Origin of the sequence: Mesorhizobium comanense, from assembly GCF_005503535.1 — a bacterium.
In the GTDB taxonomy this organism is placed as follows: Bacteria; Pseudomonadota; Alphaproteobacteria; order Rhizobiales; family Rhizobiaceae; genus Mesorhizobium; species Mesorhizobium comanense.
Map to the genome: position 1 here is coordinate 1 of NZ_SCNN01000026.1, position 25755 is coordinate 25755.

25 protein-coding genes are annotated in these 25755 nt (G+C 65.3%); 18 read left to right on the forward strand and 7 right to left on the reverse strand.

Going from position 1 to position 25755, the window contains the following annotated elements; genetic code table 11:
- Positions 1-59: 59 nt before the first annotated feature.
- The 5 genes from FFS37_RS29675 to FFS37_RS29700 form a co-directional block, all read right to left on the reverse strand.
- The gene (locus FFS37_RS29675) at positions 60-1127 is read right to left on the reverse strand and encodes a helix-turn-helix domain-containing protein (protein WP_137934522.1); all 1068 of its coding nucleotides are present in this window, start codon (positions 1125-1127) and stop codon (positions 60-62) included.
- 195 nt (positions 1128-1322) lie between these two features.
- Complete coding sequence (locus tag FFS37_RS29680) at positions 1323-2387, reverse strand: YeiH family protein (RefSeq protein ID WP_137934523.1); 1065 nt, start codon at positions 2385-2387, stop codon at positions 1323-1325.
- A gap of 268 nt (positions 2388-2655) precedes the next feature.
- Positions 2656-3033, reverse strand: a complete 378-nt coding sequence (locus FFS37_RS29690; RefSeq protein ID WP_137934525.1) for an ester cyclase — start codon at positions 3031-3033, stop codon at positions 2656-2658.
- A gap of 169 nt (positions 3034-3202) precedes the next feature.
- Complete coding sequence (locus FFS37_RS29695; protein WP_137934526.1) at positions 3203-6760, reverse strand: autotransporter outer membrane beta-barrel domain-containing protein; 3558 nt, start codon at positions 6758-6760, stop codon at positions 3203-3205.
- Between the two features lie 125 nt (positions 6761-6885).
- Entirely contained in the window at positions 6886-7779 is an 894-nt protein-coding gene (locus tag FFS37_RS29700; protein ID WP_137934527.1) for a LysR family transcriptional regulator, read from the reverse strand.
- A gap of 151 nt (positions 7780-7930) precedes the next feature.
- Between FFS37_RS29700 and FFS37_RS29705 the strand changes: the two genes are divergently transcribed.
- The 15 genes from FFS37_RS29705 to FFS37_RS29790 all read left to right on the forward strand — a co-directional run bounded on the left by FFS37_RS29705 (position 7931) and on the right by FFS37_RS29790 (position 18879).
- On the forward strand, positions 7931-8326 hold the full coding sequence (locus FFS37_RS29705; RefSeq protein ID WP_137934528.1) for a (R)-mandelonitrile lyase: 396 nt from the start codon (positions 7931-7933) through the stop codon (positions 8324-8326).
- 39 nt (positions 8327-8365) lie between these two features.
- The gene (locus tag FFS37_RS29710) at positions 8366-8704 is read left to right on the forward strand and encodes a carboxymuconolactone decarboxylase family protein (protein ID WP_137934529.1); all 339 of its coding nucleotides are present in this window, start codon (positions 8366-8368) and stop codon (positions 8702-8704) included.
- Positions 8705-8708: 4 nt separating this feature from the next.
- The gene (locus FFS37_RS29715) at positions 8709-9083 is read left to right on the forward strand and encodes a DUF2255 family protein (protein WP_137934530.1); all 375 of its coding nucleotides are present in this window, start codon (positions 8709-8711) and stop codon (positions 9081-9083) included.
- A gap of 1 nt (position 9084) precedes the next feature.
- Positions 9085-10074 (forward strand): aldo/keto reductase, encoded by a 990-nt coding sequence (locus FFS37_RS29720; protein WP_137934531.1) that lies wholly within the window; start codon positions 9085-9087, stop codon positions 10072-10074.
- 62 nt (positions 10075-10136) lie between these two features.
- Positions 10137-10688: a flavodoxin gene (locus FFS37_RS29725; RefSeq protein WP_137934532.1), complete on the forward strand. Its 552-nt coding sequence runs from the start codon at positions 10137-10139 to the stop codon at positions 10686-10688.
- Positions 10689-10749: 61 nt separating this feature from the next.
- Positions 10750-11490 carry an SDR family oxidoreductase gene (locus FFS37_RS29730; protein ID WP_137934533.1) on the forward strand — a complete coding sequence of 247 codons (741 nt, stop codon included), beginning with the start codon at positions 10750-10752 and terminating at the stop codon, positions 11488-11490.
- Between the two features lie 462 nt (positions 11491-11952).
- The gene (locus FFS37_RS29740) at positions 11953-12417 is read left to right on the forward strand and encodes a GNAT family N-acetyltransferase (protein ID WP_137934534.1); all 465 of its coding nucleotides are present in this window, start codon (positions 11953-11955) and stop codon (positions 12415-12417) included.
- A gap of 27 nt (positions 12418-12444) precedes the next feature.
- Entirely contained in the window at positions 12445-12828 is a 384-nt protein-coding gene (locus FFS37_RS29745) for an ACT domain-containing protein (RefSeq protein WP_137934535.1), read from the forward strand.
- 387 nt (positions 12829-13215) lie between these two features.
- A complete protein-coding gene (locus FFS37_RS29755) occupies positions 13216-14649 on the forward strand; it encodes an aldehyde dehydrogenase family protein (protein ID WP_137934536.1) in 1434 nt (477 codons plus the stop codon).
- A 342-nt stretch (positions 14650-14991) separates the two neighbouring features.
- Positions 14992-15210, forward strand: a complete 219-nt coding sequence (locus FFS37_RS29765; RefSeq protein WP_137934537.1) for a hypothetical protein — start codon at positions 14992-14994, stop codon at positions 15208-15210.
- 410 nt (positions 15211-15620) lie between these two features.
- Positions 15621-16031 (forward strand): MbcA/ParS/Xre antitoxin family protein, encoded by a 411-nt coding sequence (locus tag FFS37_RS29770; protein WP_137934538.1) that lies wholly within the window; start codon positions 15621-15623, stop codon positions 16029-16031.
- On the forward strand, positions 16025-16723 hold the full coding sequence (locus FFS37_RS29775) for an RES family NAD+ phosphorylase (RefSeq protein ID WP_137934539.1): 699 nt from the start codon (positions 16025-16027) through the stop codon (positions 16721-16723). Before FFS37_RS29770 ends, FFS37_RS29775 begins: the two co-directional genes overlap by 7 nt.
- 110 nt (positions 16724-16833) lie before the next feature.
- Positions 16834-17748 carry a GntR family transcriptional regulator gene (locus FFS37_RS29780; protein WP_137934540.1) on the forward strand — a complete coding sequence of 305 codons (915 nt, stop codon included), beginning with the start codon at positions 16834-16836 and terminating at the stop codon, positions 17746-17748.
- Positions 17749-17861: 113 nt separating this feature from the next.
- A complete protein-coding gene (locus FFS37_RS29785; protein ID WP_137934541.1) occupies positions 17862-18305 on the forward strand; it encodes a helix-turn-helix domain-containing protein in 444 nt (147 codons plus the stop codon).
- A gap of 22 nt (positions 18306-18327) precedes the next feature.
- Positions 18328-18879, forward strand: coding sequence for a PIN domain-containing protein (locus FFS37_RS29790; RefSeq protein ID WP_269750959.1), 552 nt, complete (start codon positions 18328-18330; stop codon positions 18877-18879).
- A 24-nt stretch (positions 18880-18903) separates the two neighbouring features.
- Here the strand turns inward: FFS37_RS29790 and FFS37_RS29795 are convergent, their stop codons facing one another.
- Complete coding sequence (locus FFS37_RS29795) at positions 18904-20250, reverse strand: glutamine synthetase family protein (RefSeq protein ID WP_232375819.1); 1347 nt, start codon at positions 20248-20250, stop codon at positions 18904-18906.
- Positions 20251-20749: 499 nt separating this feature from the next.
- Here FFS37_RS29795 and FFS37_RS29800 point away from each other — a divergent pair, with 499 nt between their 5' ends.
- The 3 genes from FFS37_RS29800 (at position 20750) to FFS37_RS29810 (ending at position 23901) form a co-directional block, all read left to right on the forward strand.
- Positions 20750-22120: an aminotransferase gene (locus tag FFS37_RS29800; RefSeq protein ID WP_137934543.1), complete on the forward strand. Its 1371-nt coding sequence runs from the start codon at positions 20750-20752 to the stop codon at positions 22118-22120.
- A 334-nt stretch (positions 22121-22454) separates the two neighbouring features.
- Positions 22455-22745 (forward strand): ArsR/SmtB family transcription factor, encoded by a 291-nt coding sequence (locus FFS37_RS29805; RefSeq protein WP_137934544.1) that lies wholly within the window; start codon positions 22455-22457, stop codon positions 22743-22745.
- 40 nt (positions 22746-22785) lie between these two features.
- Positions 22786-23901, forward strand: coding sequence for an alkene reductase (locus FFS37_RS29810; RefSeq protein WP_137934545.1), 1116 nt, complete (start codon positions 22786-22788; stop codon positions 23899-23901).
- Positions 23902-24010: 109 nt separating this feature from the next.
- On the opposite strand, the gene FFS37_RS29815 is transcribed toward FFS37_RS29810, so the two are convergent.
- Positions 24011-25441: an APC family permease gene (locus FFS37_RS29815; protein WP_171026474.1), complete on the reverse strand. Its 1431-nt coding sequence runs from the start codon at positions 25439-25441 to the stop codon at positions 24011-24013.
- Between the last annotated feature and the right edge of the window lie 314 nt (positions 25442-25755).

Genomic DNA, 25755 nt, shown 5'->3' on the forward strand with positions numbered 1-25755 from the left:
GTCTTGCTCACGGTACTCCCCATTTCGGTGTTTCCCTTGCGGCAGGCAGACTGTCGGGTTTAGGCCGCTCCGTCAACAGGTTTGCCGGGCGCACCGAAGGGCTGGCCGTCCCTGGCATTCTTCTCCCGCCAGGCAAGCGGCGTCATGCCGGTTACACGGCGGAACTCGCGGTTGAAGTTCGACTTGGTCTGGAAGCCGGCCGAAAACATGATCTCGGTCACCGGCTGACCGGTCTCGGCGAGCAGCCGGCAGGCCTCGACGATGCGGTGTTCGTTGACATATTGCGAGACGTTCTTGCCTGTCGCCCGGTTGATCGCAGCCGAAATCTGCCGTGCCGGTATGCCGGCGCGCCGGGCAAGGCGATTGAGGTTCAAATTGGCGTCACGGTAGAGCTTTTTCTCCCGCAGCACTTCGTCGACCCCGCGAAGCGTGTCGGTGTCTTCCCGCGTGTCGACCCGGGAGGAGGCCTCGGCATGCTCTGTCGCGTTGGGCGGTATATGGCTCTGGCTGGCGGCGGCCGCGCCCACGCCGACAATGACCAGGATGAAAAGGTTGGCGATGCCGATCACCGTCGCAGCGCGCTCGGCATGGCCGGATGCCACCTCGAAGGATACCAGCATGTCGACCATGCCGGACAGGCACAGCGCCACCGCCGCGGCAATGATGGCGCGGTAGGCCGGGACCGCGCCGTCGAAGGGCGCCAGGCGAAGCCCGTCGGCACCGGAGCGAAGCAGCCAGAGGATGGCGGCTGCGTAGATGAAATCGATCGCTATCAGTGCCGTGTCGAGCGCATCGCGCCGGGCGACTATCAGCACGGCGACGATGAAGGCTGGTGCAGCATGGAGCGCGAGCAGCGCGGGCCATCGGCGATCGCTGGTCCGCACCAGCCTGGCGACGCCGGCATAAAGCAGCGAGGGCATGATCGCGGCCGTCACAGGCGCGATATAGCCCACCGCGCCGATGCCGTAGCCCCAGCGCAGGCCGGCGAAAACCGATTGCAGCGCCGCGAGCAGGATCAGGGCCAGGAAAGGAAGATTGAGCGCCGCGCCGTCCTGGCGTCTCGCCATCACCCAGAACAGGATGAACAGCAAAAGCGCGACGACGAAGGGCAGGGGCACGAAAGGCATGGTCGGTCGAAGGGCTCGCGAAACGGCAGGCGGGCCTGAGATCTAGCCGATGTCGTTTCGATTCCCAAACGCGCCGAACGCGCGCGGTCTTACCGCATATCACCGTTTCACGGAAACGGTGATATGCGGTAACTCTTTGTTTTGTCGCAATTTCAGACGGAAAACCGCTCACACTTTTCCTGAAATTGCTCTAACTCAGACGAACTTGACCAGCATCAGGCTGAAGCAGCCTATGAACAGGAAGGCGCAGAAGGCGAGCGCCAGCGGGCGCAGGCCGCGCGAGCGCAGTTGCGAAATGTCGGCCTGCAGGCCCATCGCGGCCAGGCCCATGGTCAGCATGATGGTGGTGGAGAGCGCCATCGCCGACTTCACTTCGGCCGGGATGGTGACCAGGCTGTTCAACGCCACGACCGCGACGAAGGCGGCGACGAACCAGGGCATTGGCGGGCGGGCGGCGGAGCGGTCGCCGCGGCTGCCGCGCCGTGCCATCAGGCCGAGCGCGATGACCATCGGCGCCAGCATGGCGACGCGGGTGAGCTTGGCCACGGTGGCGATCTCGCCGGACTGGGTGCCGTTCTGGAAGCCGGCGCCGATGACCTGCGCCACCTCATGGATGGAAGCCCCGGCCCAGAGGCCGAAAGCGTGCTGGTCGAGGCCGAGCAGCGGCGCCAGCAGCGGGAAGCCGAGCATGGCGACGGTGCCGAACAGGGTGATGGAGGCCACCGCGTAGGTGACGTCCTCGTCGCGCGCGTCGGTGACGATGTTGGTGGCCACGATCGCCGAGGCGCCGCAGATCGAGGTGCCGGCGGCGATCAGCTGCGCCAGCTTGGCGTCGACGCCGATCAGCCGGCCGAGCGTAATGGTGAACAGGAAGGTGGCGCCGAGCGTGGCGGCAACGATGCCGACGCCGCTCGCACCGATCGAGACGACCTGGCCGAGCGTCAGCTGGAAGCCGAGCAGCACGATGGCGAAACGCAAAAGGCGCTTTTGCGAGAAGGCGATGCCGGCCTTGGCATGGGCGGGCGTGCCCAGCACGTTGGAATAGATCATGCCGGCCACCACGGCCAGGATCATGGGACTGAACAGGGCGAAACCGGAGACATTGTGTGCCGAGAAGGCGACGGCCGTGATCATCGCCACGAGCACGACACCCGGAACAACGCCGTTCCACACCGAATCGAGGCGCTTGCGGCCAGCGGCGAGATCGGCCGAAATCGTGCTTTTCGGAATATCGTTCGTGATGTGGGTGAAGGACGACAATGCAATTCTCCAGGCGAGTACGCCAAGGAAATGCCATTCCTGAACCAATCTTTCCAACGAATTGTTCTGGTTAGAATGATCGATTTTTACGAACGATTGAGGTCAAGGGTCGTACAAACCGCAGCGCCGCCACTTCTTTTGCAACGCCGGTGATTGGCGAAATCGGTAGTGAGAGCGTCCTTCTCCCCGTCACTATACGGGGAGAAGTGCCCGGCAGGGCGATGAGGGGCTGCGCAAACATTCGGGTCGTGCAGCAAAGAGGCCAAGACTACAGCTGTGCTTCGATCGCCGCCTTGTCGATCACCGACCAGACATTCCTGATCCGGTCATCCAGATACTCATAGAAAACATTCTCGCTTAACGAGACCTTCCTGCCGTTGATCGGCAGGTCGAAGAACGTCCCCCTTGGCGTGCAGTGGAACTGGATGCGGCTGGCGATGAAGGGCGGGTCGGAGATCAGCAGTTGCACATCGAAATAGAGATCCGGAATTTCGCGGAAATCGCGCTCCAGCATTTCGCGGTAGCCTGACAGGCCGACGCGGCCGCCGTTGTAGTGCACCTCGTCATGGACGAAGCGATGCAGCCTTTGCCAATCCTGATTGTTGAGGCAGTCGATATAGCCCCGGTAGAGGTCGGCTTGCGTCACGGCGATGGCTCCGCTGCTGTTCGGAATGGATCACGCAGCAAGATAGAAGACGCCTCGGCGCCGTCCAGGGGCGGTTTATTGTCCCAGCGAACGCCGGATCGCTCCTCGTCTTTTCGCGCCCGGCATTGCATCGACTTTGCGGCACTGCCGGCCGGATGGTGCCGACAGCCTACAGTTTCATGCCGAGCCTGGCGGCGATGGTGTGGTCCTGGCTGGCGCCGCTGGTGCCGACGGCGGTGCTATAGTTCAGCCCGAACGTAACGCCGCCGATCCGCGCATCGACGCCGAGCCCGATGGACAGGTAATCCGTCGCGAAGGCATCCGCGTCGAGCGTGTACGGCATGGTGCCGATATCGGCATAGCCGAGGCTGGCGCGGCTGGAGCCGGAAAAGTCATGCGTGTATTCGAAGCGGGCGCGCGGCGTGAGCACGCCCCAGTCGGTCGGGACCGTGTTTTCAAGCCGCAGGCCGAGAGTGCCCGACAGCGTGTCGACCGTCTGCTCGCCATAGGTCAGATTGTAGATGTCCCCGCCCGTCTCGGTGAAGCCGTCGAGCATGGAATGCGACCCCGACAGACGGCCATAGGGCGACATCAGCGAGCCTGTCCGGCGAAATTCGTACCCCGCCGTCAAGGACGCGAAGACCTGGTTTCCGTCGCGCGATCCGGAGGCGAAATCACCGGTGGCGGTCACGTAGCGCAGGCTGTCGAAGCTGAGTGCGCTATAGCCGGCAAGGCCGTCGAGGAAGATTCCCGGCGTCGGCCGATAGCTGCCATAGGCGGCGACGGAGATTGCCTGGGCGCGGCTTTCGGTTCCATTGCTTCCGACATCGGTGACGTCGTGGCCGTATCCCAGTCCGAGACCGGCCGTGAATGTGGGCGAAAAGCGGTAGTCGGCGCCGGCGCTCAGGCCGACCAGCGTATGGTCAAGCTTGATGGCGCCATCGTCGTTGGTGCCGAAATTGACGTAGCCGCCGCTCCAGAAGGCGAGTTCTCCGAACGGGTTTGCGGCCGGCCCGGATTGATAGGCGGTGCTTCCGTTGCCCGTGCCGGGCGAACCGGACCCTGTCGGGATCGATGCCGTCGCGCCGCCGCCGGTCGAAGGGTAGCCGGCCGAAGCCGTCGTCTTCGAAGCCTCGGTTGCATCGACCTGGCTTGGGGGCTGGCCACTTGGCAACTGGCCCCGCGGCAGCTGGCTGGGCATGCCATAGCCGGCGTCTGTGCTCTGCAGGACGCAGGCGCCGTCAGGAACAGGCTGGCCCGGTCCCTTCCGCTGGCCATTGCCTTGCGGGCCGCAATCGTCGCCGTTCGAGGCGCCGTCGACGCTCACGCCGACATTGATCGAATTCTCGCGCTGCTCGCCTTCATTGTGCAACTGCTCCAGCCGCTGGCCGAAGCTGCGGATCTGGTTGTCGGCAAAATGTCTTGCCTGCTCCGTCTGCGCGCGGACGAGGCCGACCACTTCCGGGTCGAGTGAAGGATCGGGGCGGGCCGTCACGGTGATGGTGACCGTGGCGGGCTCCGAAACGCCATCGGAATTCGACAGCGTGTAGGTCAGGCTGGTCGTGCCGGCATAGGTGGCGGAGGCGGCGAAATGCAGCACATAGGTATTGTTTTCGTGCACGATTGAAGCCACGCCGGCCTCGCTTGCCGGAGGCGAGACGATGGCGGCGTCGGTAAACGGCCCGTTCAGAGCGCCCTGCGTGAGGTCGACCGTTCCGCTGGTGCCCGCCAGCAGGCTGAGCGTGTGATCCTGCGCCTCCGGCAATGTGCGGTCGACGACCAGCGTATAATCCCGGTCGCCGGTAAAGCTGTTGTGGTCCGTCGCCGTCACCGTGAAGGTGAAGGTGCCGAACTGGGTCGGAGTGCCTGAAATCTGACCATTGGACACGGTAAGCCCATTGGGCAGCGCGCCCGCTGTGACCGCGTAGGTGTAGGGTGCCGTTCCGCCATCGGCCGACAGCGGGACCGGGCCGTAGCTGTCGAAAAGATTGCCGTTGGCCAAGCTGTCCGGCTCGACGGTGATGCCGGGTGCCGTGATGGCAAACGTGTAGGCGCGCGCGCCGGTGAAGCCATGGGCATCTGTTGCCGTCACCGTGACATTGAAGGTGCCGGTCGCGGTGGGCGTACCTGAGATCTGATCACCAACCAAGGTGACGCCGGCGGGCAGGGCTCCGGTAACCCCATACGTGTAGGGCGCCGTGCCCCCGGTGGCCGAGACCGTCACCGGCCCATAGCTGTTGGAGCCGACACCGTCGGCCAGCGTGGCAGGGTCAACCGTGATGGCCGGTGCGGCGATGGCGAGCGTATAGGCCTGGCTTCCCTTGAAGCCATTGCTGGACGTGGCCTCCACGGTGAAGGTGAAGCTCCCCGTCGCGACGGTTGTGCCCGCAAGCACGCCGCCCGATGACAGGACAAGCCCGGCGGGCAAGGTCCCGGACGTGACCAGGAACGTATAAGGGGCCGTTCCGCCGTCGGTGCTGCTTGCGGTTATGGTCTGGCTGTAGGCGACACCGCCAGTGCCGTCGGGCAGCGCCGTTGGCGCAAGCTGCACCGTCACCGTCGTGCAGACCAGCGCCAGATCGGTCACGTCGGCGCCCGAGATCGTGCCGGATGAGGGCGTAACCTTGCAGATTTGTCCGGCTGGTTCGCTCTGTACCGCGACGCTCCAGCTTGCGCCATCGGGCAACCCGGTGGCGAAGGCGAAGCTTGCCGCCCCGGAAGCCACATTCACCGTCTGGTTGCCGGCGGGGCTCGTCAATTGCAGGTCGACCGCGCCGGTCTGACCCGTGGCGGTGCCGCTGATCGTGTAGAGCGGCGGCCCGAAGCAGACCAGCGCCGAACCGTCGCCGGAGTTGGCGCCTTCCGAGACGGAAGCCGATTGCAGCGAGCCGGAACTCGATGTTCCGCCCGCGCCGCCGCCGCCGCCGCCATTCCAGTTCGCCGAGCAGCTTGTCGTCCCGACGCCGGCGCCGCCACCACCGCCGCCGACCATGGAACCGCCGCCGCCGCCGCCCCCGCTGCCGGCGCCGGGGAAAGACCCAAAGGAAGTAAAAGTAACGGCCGCACCGCCTTGTCCGCTGGACGAACCATTGGTGCCTGGAAACCTTCCGCATCCGGCCCCGGCTGCGCCGCCCGCGCCCGGTGTGCCGCCCTGGCCGCCGTAGGGGCCGTTGCCCGGAATGTCTGCACCCGAAGATCCGCCGCCGCCGCTGTCACCGCCGGCCCCGCCGGCCACGGGATTGTTCGGATAGGAGCCGGCGTTGCCGCCGCCGCCGCCGCCGCCGGCCATGGCGACCGGAGAGCTGTTCAACCGCAGATCGGTGCCGCCGCCGCCATTGCCGCCGTCCGGCGTGGCGGAAGCGCCGCCTGGATTGACCGCCAACGAACCTCGTCCGCCTACCCCGATCGACAGGACATCCCCTGGCGAGACAGCCAATGTGCCGCTGACCTCGGCGCCATGCCCGCCAGTGCCGCCGAGGCCGGGGTTGGCGGCATCGGTTCCGTTCTTGCCGTTGCCGCCTTGCGCGCCCCTGAGATGAATGGTCGCGGAGTGGACCCGTGGGGGGACGGCGATGGTCTGGTCGCTGCCTGTGAAGCTGAAGCTCTCGGCTGTCTCGCCGGCGCCGCATGACTGTGCCAGGCTGGGTGATGCCCAGCCCAAAGTCACGGCAAGCACCACCGCGCCGAGCCTTCGTGCGGTTGCCCGCGCGGCGAAACCCCCACCCATGACGCCCCCGTCATCACTTAGATTTTGAATTCCTTATATTTCGGGCTCTGACGCGGCAATGCGGAATCCTGACCTGCGGAAAGTCCACCCTGAAAAAGTCAGCGGGGCTTTCCGGCCCAGTCGCGCTAATCACGATACCGCAACGCATCGACCAATAACGAGAAGGCCGGCGTCGCCTGGCGGCGGCTGGGGTAGTAAAGGTGGTAGCCGGGGAAGGGCGGGCACCAGTCCGCCAGTACCCGCACCAGCCGGCCGTCGGCCAGCGGCTCACGGACCTGGTCCTCGGGCAGATAGGCAAGGCCGAGGCCGGCGAGCACGGCGTTCATGCGCAGCCCCGCCGTGTTGAACACGAGCTGGCCCTCGACGCGCACCTTCAATTCGCGTCCGGCTTTCTCGAATTCCCAGGCATAGAGCCCGCCATAGGTCGGCAGGCGCAGATTGATGCAGTTGTGGACGGTCAGGTCCTGCGGCGTGCGCGGCTTCGGCCGCCCGGCGAAATAGGCCGGAGCGCCCACCACCGCCATGCGCATGTCGGGGCCGATGCGCACCGCGATCATGTCGCGCGCCACCTGTTCGCCGAGCCGCACGCCGGCATCGTAACGCTCGGCGACGATATCGGTCAGCCCATAGTCGACGATGATCTCGACCCGGATGTCGGGATAGTCCGGCAGCAGCCTTGATATCGCCGGCCACAGCACGGTGTCGGCCGAGTGCTCGCCGGCGGTGATGCGGATGGTGCCTGCGGGCTTCTCGCGCAGCGCGCTGAGTGCGGCGAGTTCGGCCTCGATCTCGTCCAGCCTCGGCCCGATGCTGCGGGCCAGGCGCTCGCCGGCCTCGGTCGGCGACACGCTGCGCGTGGTGCGGGTGAGCAGCCGCACACCCAGCCGCTCCTCCAGCGCGCGCAAGGTGTGGCTGAGCGCCGACTGCGAGACGCCGAGTTGCGCTGCCGCCCGGGTAAAACTCCTTTCGCGCGCGACCGCGAGGAAGGCGGTCAGTTCGTTGAGATTGTCGCGCGGCATTGATGAGCCTTTCTCATAAGTGCATGCCGGATATAGCAGCTAATCGCGATTAATCGCAGGGCCTAAATAGATGACATCACAGCGGACGGCCCAAAGTGGCGGTCTTCAGAGCCGTGGCCGTGCGATGCCCGGCGTCAAAAGGGAAAAGACCATGGATATCAAGCGAAGCGGCTCTCAGCCCTCGGCGAAAGGCGCGGCGGAATACTTCACCGGCACGGTGCGCGTCGACGCCCCCTTCAAGGGCGGCGAACCCGCCCGCGTCGGCGGCGCCACCGTGACCTTCGAGCCCGGTGCGCGCACGGCCTGGCACACGCACCCGCTCGGCCAGACGCTGATCGTTGTTTCAGGCGCCGGCCTGGCGCAGCGCGAAGGCGGACCGGTCGAGCAGATCCTACCCGGCGACATCGTCTGGTTCGCGCCCGGCGAGAAGCACTGGCATGGCGCGGCGCCGACCACGGCGATGAGCCACATCGCCATCGCCGAAGCGCTGGACGGCAAGGTCGTCGACTGGATGGAGCATGTCAGCGACGAACAATATCAGGCTTGAGCGAAGAGCCGGCCTCGTCCGGCAATGAAGGAAATCATCATGACCGACGCACCAGTACCGCACAGGAACCCGTTCTCCGACATCGCCCCGGGGCTCGCCAGATACACCGACGACGTGTTGTTCGGCGACGTCTGGAAGCGGCCAGGCCTGTCGCCACGCGACCGCAGCCTCGTCACCGTCAGCAGCCTGATCTCGGGCTACCGCATCAACGAGATGCCCTTCCACATGAAGCGGGCGCTCGACAATGGCGTCACCCGCGACGAACTCATCGAGGCCATCACGCATCTCGCCTTCTATGCCGGATGGCCTGTCGCCAGCACGGCGATCGGCATTGCCCGCAAGGTCTTCGAACAGGCCGACGCCGAGAACAAGGAATAGGAAAATGCCCTGGTCGAGGGACGAACTCGAAAGCATCGCGGCAGCCGACGATCTTCATGTCTCGCCTTTGCGCGATGATGGCGTGACCTTGGGCACGCCGACGTGGATCTGGTCGGTGGTTGCCGGCGGCGCGCTTTACGTGCGCGGCTACAACGGCCAGCAGTCGCGCTGGTATCGGGCCGCGATCAGGCAGAAGGCCGGGCGCATCACCGTTGCCGGCATGACCCGGGACGTTACCTTCGAAGCAGTCGAGGGAACCGTCGCGGCGCGCATCGATGACGCCTACCGGGCGAAATACGCAGCCAGCCCATATCTCGCACCGATGATTGCGGCGCGCGCCCGCGCCGCCACGGTGCGGATCACACCGAAGGAGAATTGAAATGCAAACGCGCACACTTGGAACAAGCGGCCTCGAAGTCTCGGCCATCGGGCTTGGCTGCATGGGGATCAGCCAATCCTACGGGCAGCCAATGGCAACGCCGGATGCTGTCCGTCTGATCAGGGCGGCGTTCGAGAGGGGCATCACCTTCTTCGATACAGCCGAGGTCTATGGACCGTTCACCAACGAGGAAGTCGTCGGCGAGGCGCTGCAGCCGATCCGCGACCAGGTGGTGATCGCCACCAAATTCGGCATCGACATCGCCGGCAGCGCCGGTCACGAGGGCATGGACAGCCGGCCGCAGCACATACGCGACGTGGTCGAGGCCTCGCTCAAGCGGCTTCGGACCGACCGCATCGATCTTCTCTACCAGCACCGCGTCGACCCGGTCGTGCCGATCGAGGAGGTGGCGGGCACGGTGAAGGAGCTGATCCTGGAGGGCAAGGTGAAGCATTTCGGCCTGTCGGAGGCCGGCGTGCGCACCATAAGGCGCGCGCATGCCGTGCAGCCGGTCGCGGCCCTGCAAAGCGAATATTCGCTATGGTGGCGCGAACCCGAGGAAGCGATCCTGTCGGTGCTGGAGGAACTGGGGATCGGCTTCGTGCCGTTCAGCCCGCTTGGCAAGGGTTTTCTGACCGGCGCCATCGACGCCAACACGACGTTCGACAGCAGCGACTTCCGCAACAGCGTGCCGCGCTTCGCCGAGGACGCCCGCAAGGCCAACCAGGCGCTGGTCGACGCGATCGTGGCGATCGCGGCACGCAAGAAGGCGACACCGGCCCAGGTCGCGCTCGCCTGGCTGCTGGCGCAAAAGCCCTGGATCGTGCCGATCCCCGGCACGACGAAGCTCAACCGGCTCGAGGAGAATATCGGGTCGGCCGCCATCGTGCTGACGCCGGACGATCTTGCCGCCATCGAAACCGCCGTCTCGGCGATTTCCGTGCAGGGAGAGCGCTATTCGCCGCAGCACGCGGCACGGATCGATCGCTAGGGGCGGGCACAGAGGAGAGCGAAATGCGTCAGCCGGGCCTGCTCTCAAGGCGAAGTGCGCTCATGACCGCGCTTGCAGCGCCGCTGAGCACCGGATTGGGGCGTCCCGCCGGTGCGGCAAGCGCGCGGCGGGGCTCGGAAATCCTGGTCGCCTACTACACCCGTACCGGCAACACTGGGATCATCGCCCGGCAGATCCGCCGCGCCCTGGGGGCCGACCTGTTCGAGATCCGGACCGCCGATCCCTACCCGGAAGACTATGAGGAACAGGTGGCCGAGGCACAGCGGCAGCGCGATTCCGGCTTCGAGCCGCCGCTCGCCGCCACGGTGCCCGACATCGGGCCTTATCGGGCGGTGTTCCTCGGATTTCCGATCTGGGGCATGACCGCGCCCGCGGTGATCCGCTCCTTCCTGTCGCGGCACGACCTGTCCGGCAAGACCCTGGTGCCGTTCATCACCCATGGCGGCTATGGGGTCGGGCAGAGCCTGGATGTCCTCGCCGGCCATGCGCCAGGAGGGCGGCTGGTGGAAGGCTTTTCCAAACGGTGCGACCAGGAGCGCGAGACGTTGGCCGAGGTCACACGCTGGCTTGGCCGGGTCGAAATATCCGGCTGAACGATCATTCGAATACGCAAGCTGCCGCTTTGACGGCAGCGAAATCAGAAAGGAGATCATCATGAGCGAGAACATCAAGGGCAAGGTCGTCGTCATCACCGGCGCCAGCAGCGGGCTGGGCGAAGCCGCGGCGCGGCTACTGGCCAAAGACGGCGCGAAACTGGTGCTGGGCGCACGCCGCCTCGACCGGCTGGAGACGCTGGCCGGCGAATTGTCGCTCGGCAAGGACGCAGTGCTCGCGACCGACGTGACCGATGCGGGCCAGGTCCGGCGCCTCGTCGACCATGCGGCGAAGACGCATGGCCGCGTCGACGTCATCATCAACAATGCCGGGCTGATGCCGCATTCGCCGCTGGAGCGCGGCAAGATCGAGGACTGGGACCGGATGATCGACGTCAACATCAAGGGCGTGCTCTACGGCATCGCCGCCGCGCTGCCGCACATGAAGGAGCAGAAGAGCGGCCACATCATCAACGTGTCCTCCGTCGCCGGCCACAAGGTGGGGCCGGGCGGTGCGGTCTATGCCGCCACCAAGCACGCGGTGCGCATCATCTCGGAAGGGCTGCGGCAGGAAGTAAAACCCTACAACATCCGCACCACCATCATCTCGCCCGGCGCGGTGGCGACGGAACTGCCCGACAGCGTGACCGAGGCCGATGTCGCGCAAGGGGTGAAGGCGCTCTACGACCGGGTGGCCATCCCGGCGGATTCCTTCGCCAGGACGGTGGTGTTCGCCATGAGCCAGCCTGATGATGTCGACATCAACGAGATATTGTTTCGGCCGACGGCGCAGGAGTATTGAGGGCTAGGTGATCGTTTCAGATTTCGACCTCGTCCGTTTAGGCGTTGGCGCTGCCCCTCATCTGCCTGCCGGCATCCTCTCCCCGTATAGTGACGGGGAGAGGGGCGCTGTCATCGCCGGCTTCGCCAATCACCTGCGTTGCAGAGTAGGCGCCAGGTTGCGGCCAGCCCCTTCTCCCCGTCACTATACGGGGAGAAGTGCCCGGCAGGGCGATGAGGGGCAGCGCCAACTTCGGCAATTGGCGGACCTGGCCACAGTGGCCTGTCTTGACGCGCCGCTCTTCCTGCTCCAGCCTGCCGTCATGTTCGCCCTCGCGCCCACCGACAACCAGCGACGCCGCCCACTGTGGAGCGGCAAGCTGATCGCGCGACGACAAGACCCGGCAGAATAGATCCGGTTCGTTCGTTTCCAGCCCCGCCCGCGACAGCAGCCGGCGGGGTTTTCATGCCTGGAGTTTCTTCAATGACAGACAAGTCCATCTCCTTTCGGCCGGCCGAGCCCGCTGACGCCGCCGCGATCCGGGACATCGTGCGATCAGCCTACGCAAAGTGGGTGCCGGCAATCGGCCGCGAGCCGCTGCCGATGCGCGCCGACTACGACAAGGCGGTGGCCGAGCATCCGTTCGACCTTGCCATCGAGGATGCGCGTATAGTCGGCATGATCGAAACCGTGCTGGCTGACGATCATCTCTGGATCGAGAATGTCTGCGTCGCGCCGCAGGTACAGGGCAGGGGGATCGGGCGGCTGTTGCTGGAGCGGGCCGAGCGCAAGGCGGCCGAGGCCGGGCTGCGCGAGCTTCGGCTGCTGACCAATGGCGCCTTCGAGGCCAATGTGTTGTTGTACAAACGGCATGGTTATACGATCGACCGGGAGGAGCCGTTCATGGGCGGCATGACGGTCTATATGAGCAAGAGATTGACGCGATAGCGGTCAATCGGAGGCAAGGGTACGACGATGGCTGCCACGGTCAAACTGAAGCAACTGCCCGGGGCGTACGCGGTTTCGCGGCTGGGGCCGAGCGACGGCATTCCCGGCTGGGCGGACGGGCCGGGCTTCGTCAGCATCACCAGGACCGACGACGAGCTTTCGATCACGTGCCTGCAGGATCGCGTTCCAGGTTCGGTCAAGCACGACGGCGACTGGGTCGCCTTCAAATTGCAGGGGCCTTTCGCCTTCGACGAAACCGGCATCGTGTTGTCGGTCATCCAGCCGCTGTCGGAAAACGGGCTGGGCATCTTCCTGGTGTCCACCTTCGACGGAGATCATCTGCTGGTCAAGGCCGCCGACGAGGCCGCGGCCAGGCGGCACCTGGGCGACGCCGGACATACGCTGGTGTGAGGTCGCCGGGGAGCGTGCACAGGGGTAGCGCTCTACGGCGCCCCCCTCAGTCCTGCCGGACATCTCCCCCACAGGTGGGGAGATTGGCTGTCATCACGGCTTTCGCCAATCTCCAACGTTGAAAAGGAAGCGCCGATCGCGCGAACTGCCAATCTCCCCCCTCGTGGGGGAGATGCCCGGCAGGGCAGAGGGGGGCGCGAAGGAACTCGACGGCGGTTTTTGAGGCATCAGCCTCCGTCGGGAGACCACTGCCCACGCTGGCTCAATCACTTCGCGTGCTGGCTCAACCACTTCGGGGGTTGCGTTTGACAGCGCCGATTGTGCATCGTTATCTCTAGCCCGATATCACGGCCGAAAACGGCCTGGCGGCACCCCAAGGAGAAAACCATGTCACACAATCTGCAGTTCTATATCGATGGCGCGTGGGTCGATCCTGTTGTGCCCAACACATTCGATGTCGTCGATCCGTCGAACGAGGATGTCTTCGCGCAGATCTCGCTCGGCTCCAAGGCCGATGTCGACAAGGCGGTGGTCGCCGCCAAGCGCGCCTTCAACACGTTCGGCTTCACCTCCGTGGAAGAGCGGCTCGACATCCTCAACCGCGTCGTGGAGGTCTACAAGAAGCGCTCCAAGGACCTGGCGCTCGCCGTGTCGCGCGAGATGGGCGCGCCGCGCCAGATGGCGCTCGACAGCCAGGTCGGCATCGGGCTGGCGCATCTGACCAAAATGGTCGAGACGCTCAAGAATTTCCAGTTCCGTCACGTCAAGGGCAGTCACCTCATCGTCAAGGAGCCGATCGGCGTCGTCGGCCTGATCACGCCCTGGAACTGGCCGCTGAACCAGATCACCTGCAAGGTCGGCCCCGCGCTCGCGGCCGGCTGCACGATGGTGCTGAAGCCGTCGGAAATCGCCCCGCTCGACGCCATCATCTTCGCCGAGATCATCGACGAGGCCGGCGTGCCGAAGGGCGTGTTCAACCTCGTCAACGGCGACGGCCCGGGCGTCGGCCAGGCGCTGTCCAGCCACCCCGACATCGACATGATGTCGTTCACCGGCTCGACGCGCGCCGGCATCCTGGTGGCCAAGGCCGCCGCCGACACGGTCAAGCGCGTGCATCAGGAACTGGGCGGCAAGTCGGCCAACATCCTGTTCCCGGATGTCGACCTCGCCACCGCCGTCACCAAGGGCGTCGCGGGCTGCTTCGGCAACTCCGGCCAGTCCTGCAACGCGCCGACACGCATGTTCGTGCCGCGCGACCGTCATGACGAGGCCGCCGGTTACGCCAAGGCGGCGGCGGAGAAGTTCGTGGTCGGCCCCGCCGACGGCGCCGACACCAAGCTCGGCCCTGTCGTCAGCCAGGTGCAGTTCGACAAGATCCAGGACCTGATCCAGAGCGGCATCGACGAAGGCGCCACGCTGGTTGCCGGCGGCACGGGCCGTCCGGCCGAACTCAACCGCGGCTACTACATCAGGCCGACCGTGTTCGCCGACGTCACCCACGACATGCGCATCGCGCGCGAGGAGATCTTCGGGCCGGTGCTGGCGATCCTGCCCTACGACACTGTCGAACAGGCCGTCGAGCAGGCCAACGACACCGTCTACGGCCTTGCCTCCTACATCCAGGCCAAGGACATCCAGAAGGCCCGTGACGTGGCGGCGCGCATGCGCTCCGGCAATGTCTACATCAACTACCCGACCTGGGACGCCGGCCTGCCGTTCGGCGGCTACAAGCAGTCGGGCAATGGCCGCGAGTATGCCGAGTACGGGCTCGAGGATTTCCTCGAGATCAAGGGCATCGCTGGCTATGAGGCGGCGGAGTAAGGCATCGATCGCGCGGGGAGGCCGGTGGCCTGAAGCCGGCGCTGCCCCTCACCTGCCTGCCGGCATCCTCTCCCCGTATAGTGACGGGGAGAGGGAAGCTGCATTGCCCTCGGCGCTTTTCTTGCAATGTTGATAATTGGCGAAACCCGTCGATGACGGCGTCTTTCTCCCCGTCACTATACGGGGAGAAATGTCCGGCAGGACAATGAGGGGCGGCGCAGACGACCGCATCTCTCGCGCCCTGACAGGTCATCGCAACGCGTCACCCTCCCGATACCGCTAGTTGTTGGCGCCTGCGGCATCGGGCAGGTTCGGCCGTCCTTGAACAATGGGGTGGCTGGAATGAAAATTGCGAAAATGCTCGGCCTCGCGGCCATGGTGGCGACGGTGCTCGCGGTTGGCGTGGAGGCCAACGCCAAGTCGACGATCGCCAATTCGCCGTGCAAGGAGGACCGGCAGCGGCTCTGCCCGCAATTTCCAAACGGCAAGGCCGGCCCGTGCCTGAAGAAGCATCTGAAGGAACTGAGCCCCGCCTGCAAGGCGAAGGTGCTGGGGGACTAGGCGGGGGGGCGCGAAGCCTGCTTCATGGCGACTTGGCGCATGCATTGTGTTACGCGGCGCTGATCGACCCCCACTCCGTCGAGCTTCGCTCGACACCTCTCCCCCGATCGACGGGGGAGAGGAAAGGCGCTTGGCTTTTTTGAGCTCGACGCCCGTCCGGCGAGGCTCCCTTCCTTTCCCTCCGGAGGGGGAAAGGTGGCGCTGCGAAGCAGCGACGGATTGGGGGAACCACAGCGCAATCAAGCCCCGGGGTGACAATCAAGCCTCGGCTGATCAGTCACGCCAGTCACGGAAGAGGTGTGCATAGCGTAGACGAAAGTGGGGCGGGGAACCCAGGTTTGTCGATGCTCCATCCCCTTGCCAATTGGCAAATTCATGCTATATCTCTGCCAATAGCAGAGGTAAGCACCATGCAGCTTCAGTCCATCGTCACCACGCCGGCTACGGTCGGGTCCGCCATTTCGGATGAAGAGGCGGGCGCCCTGGCGCGCACCACGGTCAACCTGTTCAAGGCGTGGAACCTGACCGATCTCGAAGCCTGCATCCTGCTCGGCGGCATCTCGGCACGCACCTGGGCGCGCTGGAAGGAGGGCGGCATCGGCCGCATCGACCGCGACCTGCGCACGCGCATGGCGCATCTGATGGGCATTCACAAGGGGTTGCGCTATCTCTTCACCGAGCCGGCACGTGGTTATGCCTGGATCCGCAAGCCCAATGCCACCTTCGGCGGGCAATCGGCGCTGGATCTGATGCTGCGCGGCGAAATCTCCGATCTTGCCGCTATGCGCGAATGGCTGGACGCGGAGCGCGGTGCATGGTGAGCGGGCTCGCGGTTCGCCGCCGCGTCCACTGGCCGAAAACCTTCCGCATCATCCGCTCCATCCATCCGCCGATCGATCTGTTCGAGGATATTGCCGATCCGCGCGACTGGGAGGCGCTGGCCTCGGTCGAGGAGAAGACCAACCCGCGCATCCGGCTGGAGATCGGCGATCTCGGCAAGGTGACGGCGGCAAGGCGTGTGTCCGGCCCCGGCGCCAGCTTCGTGATGGCGCCCTTCGTGCATTGCTCGACCTTGCGGCCCGGCCGCTTTTCCGACGGCAGCTACGGCATATACTATGCCGGCGACAGCGAGGATGTGGCGCTGGCCGAGACCATCCACCACCATCAGAAATTCATGCGCGCCACCCATGAGGCGCCGGGCTGGACGGCCGACTTTCGTGTGCTGGTCGGCAGCGTCGATCGCGATCTCGATGACGTCAATGCCGTGCCTGGCGTGCTCGATCCCGATGACTATGCCGCCTCGCAGGCGGAGGGGCGGGAGCTGCGCGCCGCCGGCAGCGACGGGCTGCTGTGGAACAGCGTGCGCATGCCTGATGGCCAGTGCATCGGCGTCTTCTGGCCCGATGCCGTCACGGTTCCCAAGCAGGGCCGCCACTACAGTTACCACTGGGATGGCGGGCGCGTCGATTTCGTGCGCCAGCACGACACGGGCAAGGTGCTGGCGGTGGTGTGAAGCCGGTAGAGCTTCGTACCGAAACAGCACAATAAGCCTCGATGTCGTGGACAAGGACGATTTTGCGGGGATAAAAGGCGATTTGTGGCGCAGTCTGCGCGGGAGGATCGATGCAAACACCGCTTCAGGCCCGTATTCTTGACCAGTTGCGGCAATTGCTCGGCGAGGCGCTGGAGCCTGGCGACCGCATCAACGAGGCAGAGATTTCGGACCGGCTCGGCGTCTCGCGCACGCCGGTCCGGCGCGCGCTGCAGCAGCTGCAGGCCGAAGGCGCCGTCGACTACGAGCAGAATCGCGGCTTCCGGCTCGCCGATGTCTCGCTGCTGCTGAAGAACTCCGAGGCCGAGCAGGAGATGCTACTCGACGAGCGCGTGATGCGCGACATGGCGATCGGCGAGTTGCGCTCGGTGATTTCGGAACGCGCGCTGATGCAGAAATACGCGGTCGCCAACGGCGTGCTGATGTCGACCCTGCGGCGGCTGACGCGAGACCATCTGGTCGAACCGTCGCCGGGGCGCGGCTGGATCTTCGCCGATGTCGGCGCCGAGGCGCTGGCCAACGGCTACCGCTTCCGCCAGATCATCGAGCCGGCGGCGATCCTGTCCGACGACTACGCCATCGATGCGCCGGCGCTGGAGGCGATCGACGCCGATCACGCCCACGCCATCGAGAACCTCGAGGCGATGGACCGTCGGCGCCTGTTCGACCTCGACGCCCGCTTCCACCGGCTGGTGGCGCAGGGCGCCAGGACGGCCGACCTGGTCGATGCCATCGAGCGTCAGAACAACATCCGCCGCGTCACCGAATATCTCGGCTTCGTCAGGCTGGAGCGGCTGCGCCAGTCGATGATCGAGCATCGCGGCATCATCGCCGCGCTGCTCCATGGCGAGCGCCAGACGGCCGCCGCGCTGATGCGCATCCACCTCCAGGTTTCGCGCGACGAGACCTTTGTCCACATGGAGCAGGATCTCGAGCGGGTGAGGGGCGGCAAGGTCAGGCTGAGCGGGGACGACGAGGAAGGCTGAGGCTTGGACGAGGCTGGCGTGAAGGTGACATAGCCGCTCGTTCAATTCGATTATTGCGTTTATTTCGGATATTGCGGATAATGTCGCATCAAGGGCAATGATGGAGACGGACAATGGCCAAGCTTGTCGAGCGCCCGCTTCCGCCCTCGGCCGACGACGCCGAGTTGGCCGCACAGGCCAGCCGCCAGCTTTCGCGCGGCAAGCATGAGGGCGCCGAATTGCGCGTGCAGGTGGGTAACGAGACCTTGCGCCTGCCAAACAGTGTTGGTGACCTGCTTTACCGCCTTCTCACGGAAATGGGCCAAGGCAACGCGGTGACGGTGATCCCGGTTCACGCTGAACTCACCACGCAGGAAGCCGCCGACTACCTTAATGTGTCGAGGCCGTATCTCATTCGCCTGCTTGAGGAAGGCAAGCTGCCATTCAGCCTGGTCGGCACGCATCGTCGGGTCAAGTTCAGCGATCTGGCGGCGTACCGGGGCAGAGCGGAGGACGACCGGAAGAGGGTGATGGACGAGTTGGCGGCGCAGGCCCAGGAACTGGGGATGGGCTATTAGAACATCTCCATACAGCGCGGTCCTGGACGCTTGCGTTCTCTATCCGGCTCCGCTGCGAGACCTGCTGTTGGAACTCGCGGCAGGAGGGGGCCTGTATCGAGCCAAATGGACGCAGGATATCCACGAGGAGTGGACCAGGAATCTTGCAAAGGACCGGCCAGACCTCAAGCCCGAGCAGATAGCCAGGACGCGAGACCTGATGGATCGTTCCGTGCCTGATTGCCTTGTCGAGGGTTATGAGGAGATCGTACCGGCCCTGAAGCTCCCCGATGAAAACGACCGGCATGTCCTGGCGGCTGCCATCGTTTCGGGGGCCGATGCCATTGTCACATTCAATCTCAAGGACTTTCCCAAGCCGATCCTCGACAGATACCAGCTGGATCTGATCCATCCCGACGATTTCATCTTCAACCAGTTCGGGATCAATGACGCTGCTGTCCTGGTGTCTGCGCAGCGATGTCGTCTGCGTCTCAGGAATCCGCCGCGAAGTGTCGCCGAATATCTGGACACGCTGGAAAGGCAGGGCTTGCCGAAGACCGTGAACCGTCTTCGCGCTTACGCGGGAGTCATCTGACTTAGCCGGCTCCCGCCACCCCCCTCAACACCGCTCGAACAGACGGATCTTTTCCCAGTCGGTGACCGCGCCTTCGAAGGCGCCCAGTTCCCAGCGGCCGCAGTGCAGATAGTGGGCGACCACGTCCTCGCCGAAGGCATGCCTGAAGACGGATGAAGCTTCGAGATGGTCGAGCGCGCGGTGGAGCGCGCCGGGGATGCGCGGCACCTCGTCGGCGCCGTAGGCGTCGCCGACAAAGGCATCGGCGAGTTCGAGCCGGTCCTCCATGCCCTGCAGGCCGCTGGCGATGAGCGCGGCGAAGGCGAGGTAGGGATTGGCGTCGGCGCCGGGCACGCGGCACTCGAAGCGCAGCGAACGGCCCTGGCCGAGCACGCGGTACGCGGTGGTGCGGTTGTCGACCGACCAGGCGAGCCGCGTCGGCGCGAAGGTGCCGGCACTGAAGCGTTTGTAGGAATTGACGTTGGGTGCGTAGAAGAAGGTCGCCGCCGGCGCGTGCGCGATGGCGCCGGCCAGGAAATGCCTGAATGTGTCCGACATGCCGCCGGGCCTTCCGGCATCGTGAAACGCGGCCTTGCCGCTGCCGATGTCGCGCAGCGAGATGTGGATGTGGCAGGAATTGCCCGCCAGGCCCTGGTCGAGCTTGGCCATGAAGGAGACGGACTTGCCTATCTGGTGGGCGATCTCCTTGCAGCCGTTCTTGTAGAGCACCAGCCGGTCGCAGGTCTCCAGCGCCTCGGCATATTGCAGGTTGATCTCCTGCTGGCCGGGGCTGCATTCGGCCTTCGAACCCTCGACCGGAATGTCGGCGGCTTCCATCAGGTTGCGGATCGCCCTGATATAGGGCTCGTCCTTGCTGGTCTGGAAGATGTGGCCGTCCTCCGGATACCAGCTGGAGAATTTCAGCGCCTCGTAGCGGTGGGCGCGGGCCTCCTCGAACGTCTCGTTGAACAGATAGAATTCGAGTTCCGCCGCCATGTCGGCGGCGAGGCCGAGATCGGCCAGCCGCCCGAGCTGGCGGCGCAGCATCTGGCGCGGCGAATGGTCGAGCGCCACGCCGGCGGGCGTGGCGACGTCGGCCAGGAGCATCGCCGTCCTCGGCAGCCAGGGAATGGCGCGCAGCGTCGAGAGGTCGGGCACCAGCGCGAAATCGCCATAGCCGCGCGCCCATGATGCGGCCTCGTAGCCCGGCACCAGCGTCATCTCCATGTCGGTGGCGAGGAAATAGTCGCAGAACAGCTGTTGCCCGGCGCCGGTCTCCAGGAAGAAGCGCGCCGTCAGCCGCTTGCCGATCAGCCGCCCCTGCATGTCGGTCATGGCGACGATGACGGTGTCGATCGCGCCTTCGGCAACGGCCTGGCGCAGTTCCTCCATGGTCAGGCGGCCGGCGGCCGGCTTGCGCAAGTCGCCGGGCAGCCAGTCATGGCCGCCGGCCAGCGGCATGCCGAAGCGCGTGGTGAGTTCATGGTTCACGGTCGTTCCTCCCAGGTAAAGTCATTGGCCAGGTAAAGTCATTGGCCAGGTGAAGTCGTTGGCCAGGTGATTGTTCATCGCGCCCGCGGCCGGCATTCGATGCGTAACCCGCCGGAATTGCACTTTTCATATCTCAAGCGCATTCGTGGTGCGTGGTACAGCGGGCCGCTTCGGTTGCCGGCCTTTCCGGTTCTTCCAGCAAAGATCGGCATGAATCAGCGTCTTGCCGAATGATCCGCGTGCCATCAAAGTCAGAAATCTCCCGCTTTCCTTGAATGCGTTTTGAACACGAATTGACAGACGGCGCAAGATGGTGTTCTCTCAAAATAGTTCTTTGAATATGTAAAACGCATTACGAAGTCATCGCGCCGCAAGCCGGCGCACTCTCGGGGAGGATCATATGGACATCGCCGCACAATCATGGGAGCGCCGCGAGGCGTCGAGCTTCTTTCACACGTTCACCGACCTGCCGTCGATGCGCGAGGACGGGCCTGTTGTCATCGACCGGGGCGACGGCGCCTATATCGTCGACACGGCGGGCCGGCGCTTCTTCGAGGGCAATTCAGGGCTGTGGAACATGACGCTCGGCTTCTCCGAGCAACGGCTGGCCGATGTGGCGGTGCGGCAATACCGCGAATTTCCGGGCTACCACACCTTCTTCGGCCGCAACTCCAAGCCGACGGTGGAACTGGCCGAAACGATGCTGGCGCTGGCGCCGCTGCCGATGAGCCGCGCCTTCTTCACCAATTCGGGCTCGGAGGCCAATGAATCCGTGGTCAAGCTGCTGTGGCTGATGTGGGCGGCGGAAGGCCAGCCGCAGCGGCGCAAGCTTCTCACCCGCAAGAACGCCTATCATGGCGCGACCGTGATGGCATCGGCGCTGACCGGCAAGGACTATGTCAAGGCGTTCGGCCTGCCCGGGCCGGAGATCGTGACGCTCGATTGCCCGCATGCCTGGCGCTTCGCGCTACCGGGCGAGGACGAGGAGGAATTTTGCGCCCGTCTGGCCGCCAATCTGGAAGCGCGCATCCTGGCCGAAAAGCCGGAGACCATCGCCGGCATGTTCGCCGAGCCGGTCATGGGGGCGGGCGGCGTCATCGTGCCGCCGGAAGGCTATTTCGCGGCGATCCAGCCGGTGCTCAGGAAATACGGCATCCCGCTGGTCGGCGACGAGGTGATCTGCGGCTTTGGCCGCACCGCCAAATTGTGGGGCGCGCTGGCCGTGGGCCAGCAGCCCGACATCGTCGTGGCGTCCAAGAGCATGTCGGCGGGCTATTTCCCGATGGGCGCGGTGATGCTGTCGTCCGATATCGACAAGCGCGCCACCGCAGCCTGCGAGGCCTGGGAGGAGTTTCCGCACGGCTTCACCACCGGCGGCCATCCGGTGGGCTGCGCCATATCGCTCGAAGCGATCCGCATCATCACGCGGGAGGGCGTGCTGGAGAACATCCGCTCGGTCGGCGCGCTGTTCCAGGCGGGGCTGCGTCGGCTGGCCGACCATCCGATGGTCGGCGAGGCGCGCGGCCTCGGCCTGATGGGCGCGCTCGAAATGGTCGCCGACAAGAAGACCAAGCAGTCCTTCGACGGGTCGCTGCGGATCGGCGAGCGCATCGCGCGCGAAGCCCGCGACCGTGGCTTCATCATCCGCCCGCTCGGCGCCTCGATCGTGCTCGCCCCGCCCTTCATCTCGACGCGCGCGCAGATCGAGGAGTTGCTGGCGGTGCTGAAGGAAGTGCTCGACGTGGTTCATGCCTCGGTGGGGCGGCTCTAGGGGATCCACACGTGTGACTGGCGTGACTGGTCAGGGCGAGGCTTGATTGCGATGTGGTTCCCCCAATCCGTCGCTGCTTCGCAGCGCCACCTTTCCCCCCTCCGGAGGGAAAGGAAGGGAGCTTTTCTGGACGAGCGTTGAGCGCAAAAGGCCTGGCGCCCTTCCTCTCCCCCGTCGATCGGGGGAGAGGTGGCTCGGCGAAGCCGAGACGGAGTGGGGGTCGACCAGCGCGCATCGCTAATGTGCTCCGATCCGCTGGAATAATGGAACGGATTTGCTCCCATATCGTTTCTATCCGATCTATATATCGGACGAGATCGATGCAGGGCGAGAAATGGACCGCGACATCATATTGAAGGCGCTGGCGCATCCGGTTCGGCGCGATGTGCTGGCGTGGCTGAAGGAGCCTGAAAAGCACTTCACCGCGCAGGAGCATCCGCTGGAGATGGGTGTCTGCGCCAGCCAGTTCGAATGCTGCGGTCTGGCGCAATCCAGTGTCTCGGCGCACCTGGCGACGCTGGCCTCGGCCGGCCTCGTCACCACGCGGCGCGTCGGCCAGTGGGTGTTCTACAAGCGCAACGAAGACACCATCGCCGCCTTCCGCGCCGCCCTGTCCGATCTCTGAAGAGCCCCATCCCCCCAAAGTGCATGAAAGGCATTTCTCCATGGCTACCCTCTTTGATCCCTTGAACGTCGGCGACCTTGCGCTCTCCAACCGCATCGTCATGGCGCCGCTGACGCGCAACCGCTCGCCCAACGCGGTGCCCGGCGACCTGGCCGTCACCTATTACAGCCAGCGCGCCAGCGCCGGGCTTATCGTCACCGAGGCCACCGCCATCAGCCATCAGGGGCAGGGCTATGCCGACGTGCCCGGCCTCTACGGGGCGGACCAGCTGGCCGGCTGGAAGCGTGTCACGGATGCCGTCCACAAGGCCGGCGGCAAGATCGTGGTGCAGCTCTGGCATGTCGGCCGCATCTCGCACGACACGCTGCAGCCCGGCGGCGGCAAGCCGGTGGCGCCATCCGCGATCAGGGCGAAATCCAAGACCTTCCTGGTCAAGCCGGATGGCAGCGGCGAGTTCGTCGAAACCTCGGAACCGCGCGCGCTGGAACTTGCCGAACTCCCGGGCATCGTCGAAGATTTCCGCCGCGCCGCGAAAGCCGCGGTCGAGGAGGCCGGTTTCGACGGCGTCGAGATCCACGGCGCCAATGGCTACCTGATCGACCAGTTCCTGCGCTCAGGCACCAACCATCGCGGCGATGCCTATGGCGGTTCGATCGAGAACCGCGCAAGGCTGCTGTTCGAGGTGGTCGACGCGGTCACGGGCGCGGTCGGCGCCGGCAGGACCGGCATCCGGCTGTCGCCGGTGACGCCGGCCAACGACGCTTCCGATACCGATCCGCAGCCGCTTTTCAACCACGTCGTGGCGGGCCTCGGCACGCGCGGCCTGGCCTATGTCCATGTCGTGGAGGGCGCGACCGGCGGAGCGCGCGACTTCAGCCAGGGCGATCGGCCATTCGACTATGCCGAACTCAAGGCCGCCTACCGCAAGGCCGGCGGCAACGGCGCGTGGCTGGTCAACAATGGCTATGACAAGGCGCTGGCCGAAAAGGCCATCGCCGAGGGCTATGCGGACCTTGTCGCGTTCGGCAAGCTGTTCATCGCCAATCCGGACCTCGTCAGCCGGCTGAAGCACGATGCCGCGCTGAACGATCCGGACAAGGCGACCTTCTATGGCGGCGACGCCCGAGGCTACACGGACTATCCGACGGCGGCCTGAGCCTGGCGTTCCCTGCTGGGTTTTGTAGCGGTCCCAGGAAAAAAGAGCCCCTCGCTGGTCATCGCGGACCAGCGAGGGGCAACCGGCTCCACAGGGGAGGGGAACCGGGTCAGGCGCGTTGCGGCACCGCCGATTGGGCGCGCGTGCGGAAGAAGGCGGCGCCGGCGCCGAACCTTGCAATCACCATCATCACGCAGCTGAGCGCGATGATGCCGATCAGCGACCACAGGGCCGCCGGCTCGAGATCGCGGATCGAGGCCAGCGCGATGGCCAGCAGCGTGACCGCGCCCAGCATCGGCACCAGGCCAAGGCTGATGAGGTTTCCGAAACTGGCGGCGACGGTGGCGCGGAAGGCCCAGGTGGCGGTGAAGCCGGTGACGGCATAAAACAGCGCGAACATGATGCCGACGACGCTGACCACCGTGTCGAAGGCACCGGCGACCGAGGACAGGAAAACGTAGAGCCAGGTCGCCACGATCATGGCGAGGCCGAAGATGATCGTGGCCTTGGCCGGCGTGCGGTATTTCGGGCTGATCTCGCCCAGCACGCGCGGCAGCAATTTGTCGCGGGCCATGGCGAAGGATATGCGGGCGGCGCCGACCAGGAAGGCTTGCGTGGTGCCGAGGATCGACAGCACGATGGCCAGCGCCATCACCTTGTCCCAGGGCGAGCCGACGAGCTGGTGGGCGATGAAGATCAACGCCGAATCCTGATGCTGGCTGATGGCGGCGAGCGGAGCAGCCCCCTGCAGCGTCACCACCAGTACGGTGTAGTAGACGCCGAGTATGCCGACCGACCACAGGGCGGCCTTGCCCGGATTGAGTTCCGGCTTCTCGGTCTCCTCGTTGAGGTAGATCGATGTGTCCCAGCCGGTGAACAGATAGACGGCGACGATCATGCCGGCGACGAGGCTGCCGCCGCCGCCGACGCCCGAGGGCATCAGCCAGGCCCAGGACGGCGTCACCGTGCCTTCGCGCTTGAGGATGAAGACCACATAGACGCCGATGCAGCAGAACGAGATCAGGATGACATGCTCGATCGCCGAGATGATGGTCTGGAAGCGGGCGGTGAGCTGGATGCCGATAATGGCATAGACCATGGTGATGCCGCCCAGGATGGTGGCGGAGATCACCTCGCCCCACGGGTTCGAGACATCGGCGAAACCGAACAGGGTCAGGATCGACGGGCCGATCGGCAGTATGTCGCTGACGGTGCCCAGGATGTAGCCGGCGAGCATGACGCAGCCGACGAGATAGCCCAGATACGGGCTGACGGCGCGGCCGACCCAGACATAGGCGCCGCCGGCATTCTGGTCCCACATGTTGAGCCGGTGATAGGACCAGGCGATGGCCAGCATCGCCGCCGTCGTCGCCATGATCGACAGGCCGCCGGCATAGGCGGTGGCCGGAATGAGCAGGCCGAGCGAAACCGCCGTCGCCTGGCCCGGCGCCGAGGAGGCGATCGAGATCAGCACGCTCTCCCACACCTTGATCGCGCCGGGCTGCAGCCCGGGCGACGCGCCACTCGAAGGATTGGTCATGTCAGTGTCTCCCATTGTTGTTTCTGGCATTGTTGTCCCTGCTGCCGGTATCGCCGGTTCGCGACTGGCTTCCGGCAGGCGTCATTGATCGTTCCCCCGGGAGCGTCCTGCCCCCGGAGCCTTGTTCCCTCTTGGCAATGGAATGCCGTGGCGAGCAGCGACGGGCGCTGCTCGCCTGGGCTTCCAGGCCGGTTTTTCGAATGCTGGCTTACGATGCCATCAAATTGCACTTGAGTCAATAATAGTGCAATTTTATGCGATGGTGACGAGAGGCTGGTTTCATAGGACTTTGGAACTCAGAACGCTGACGTTCT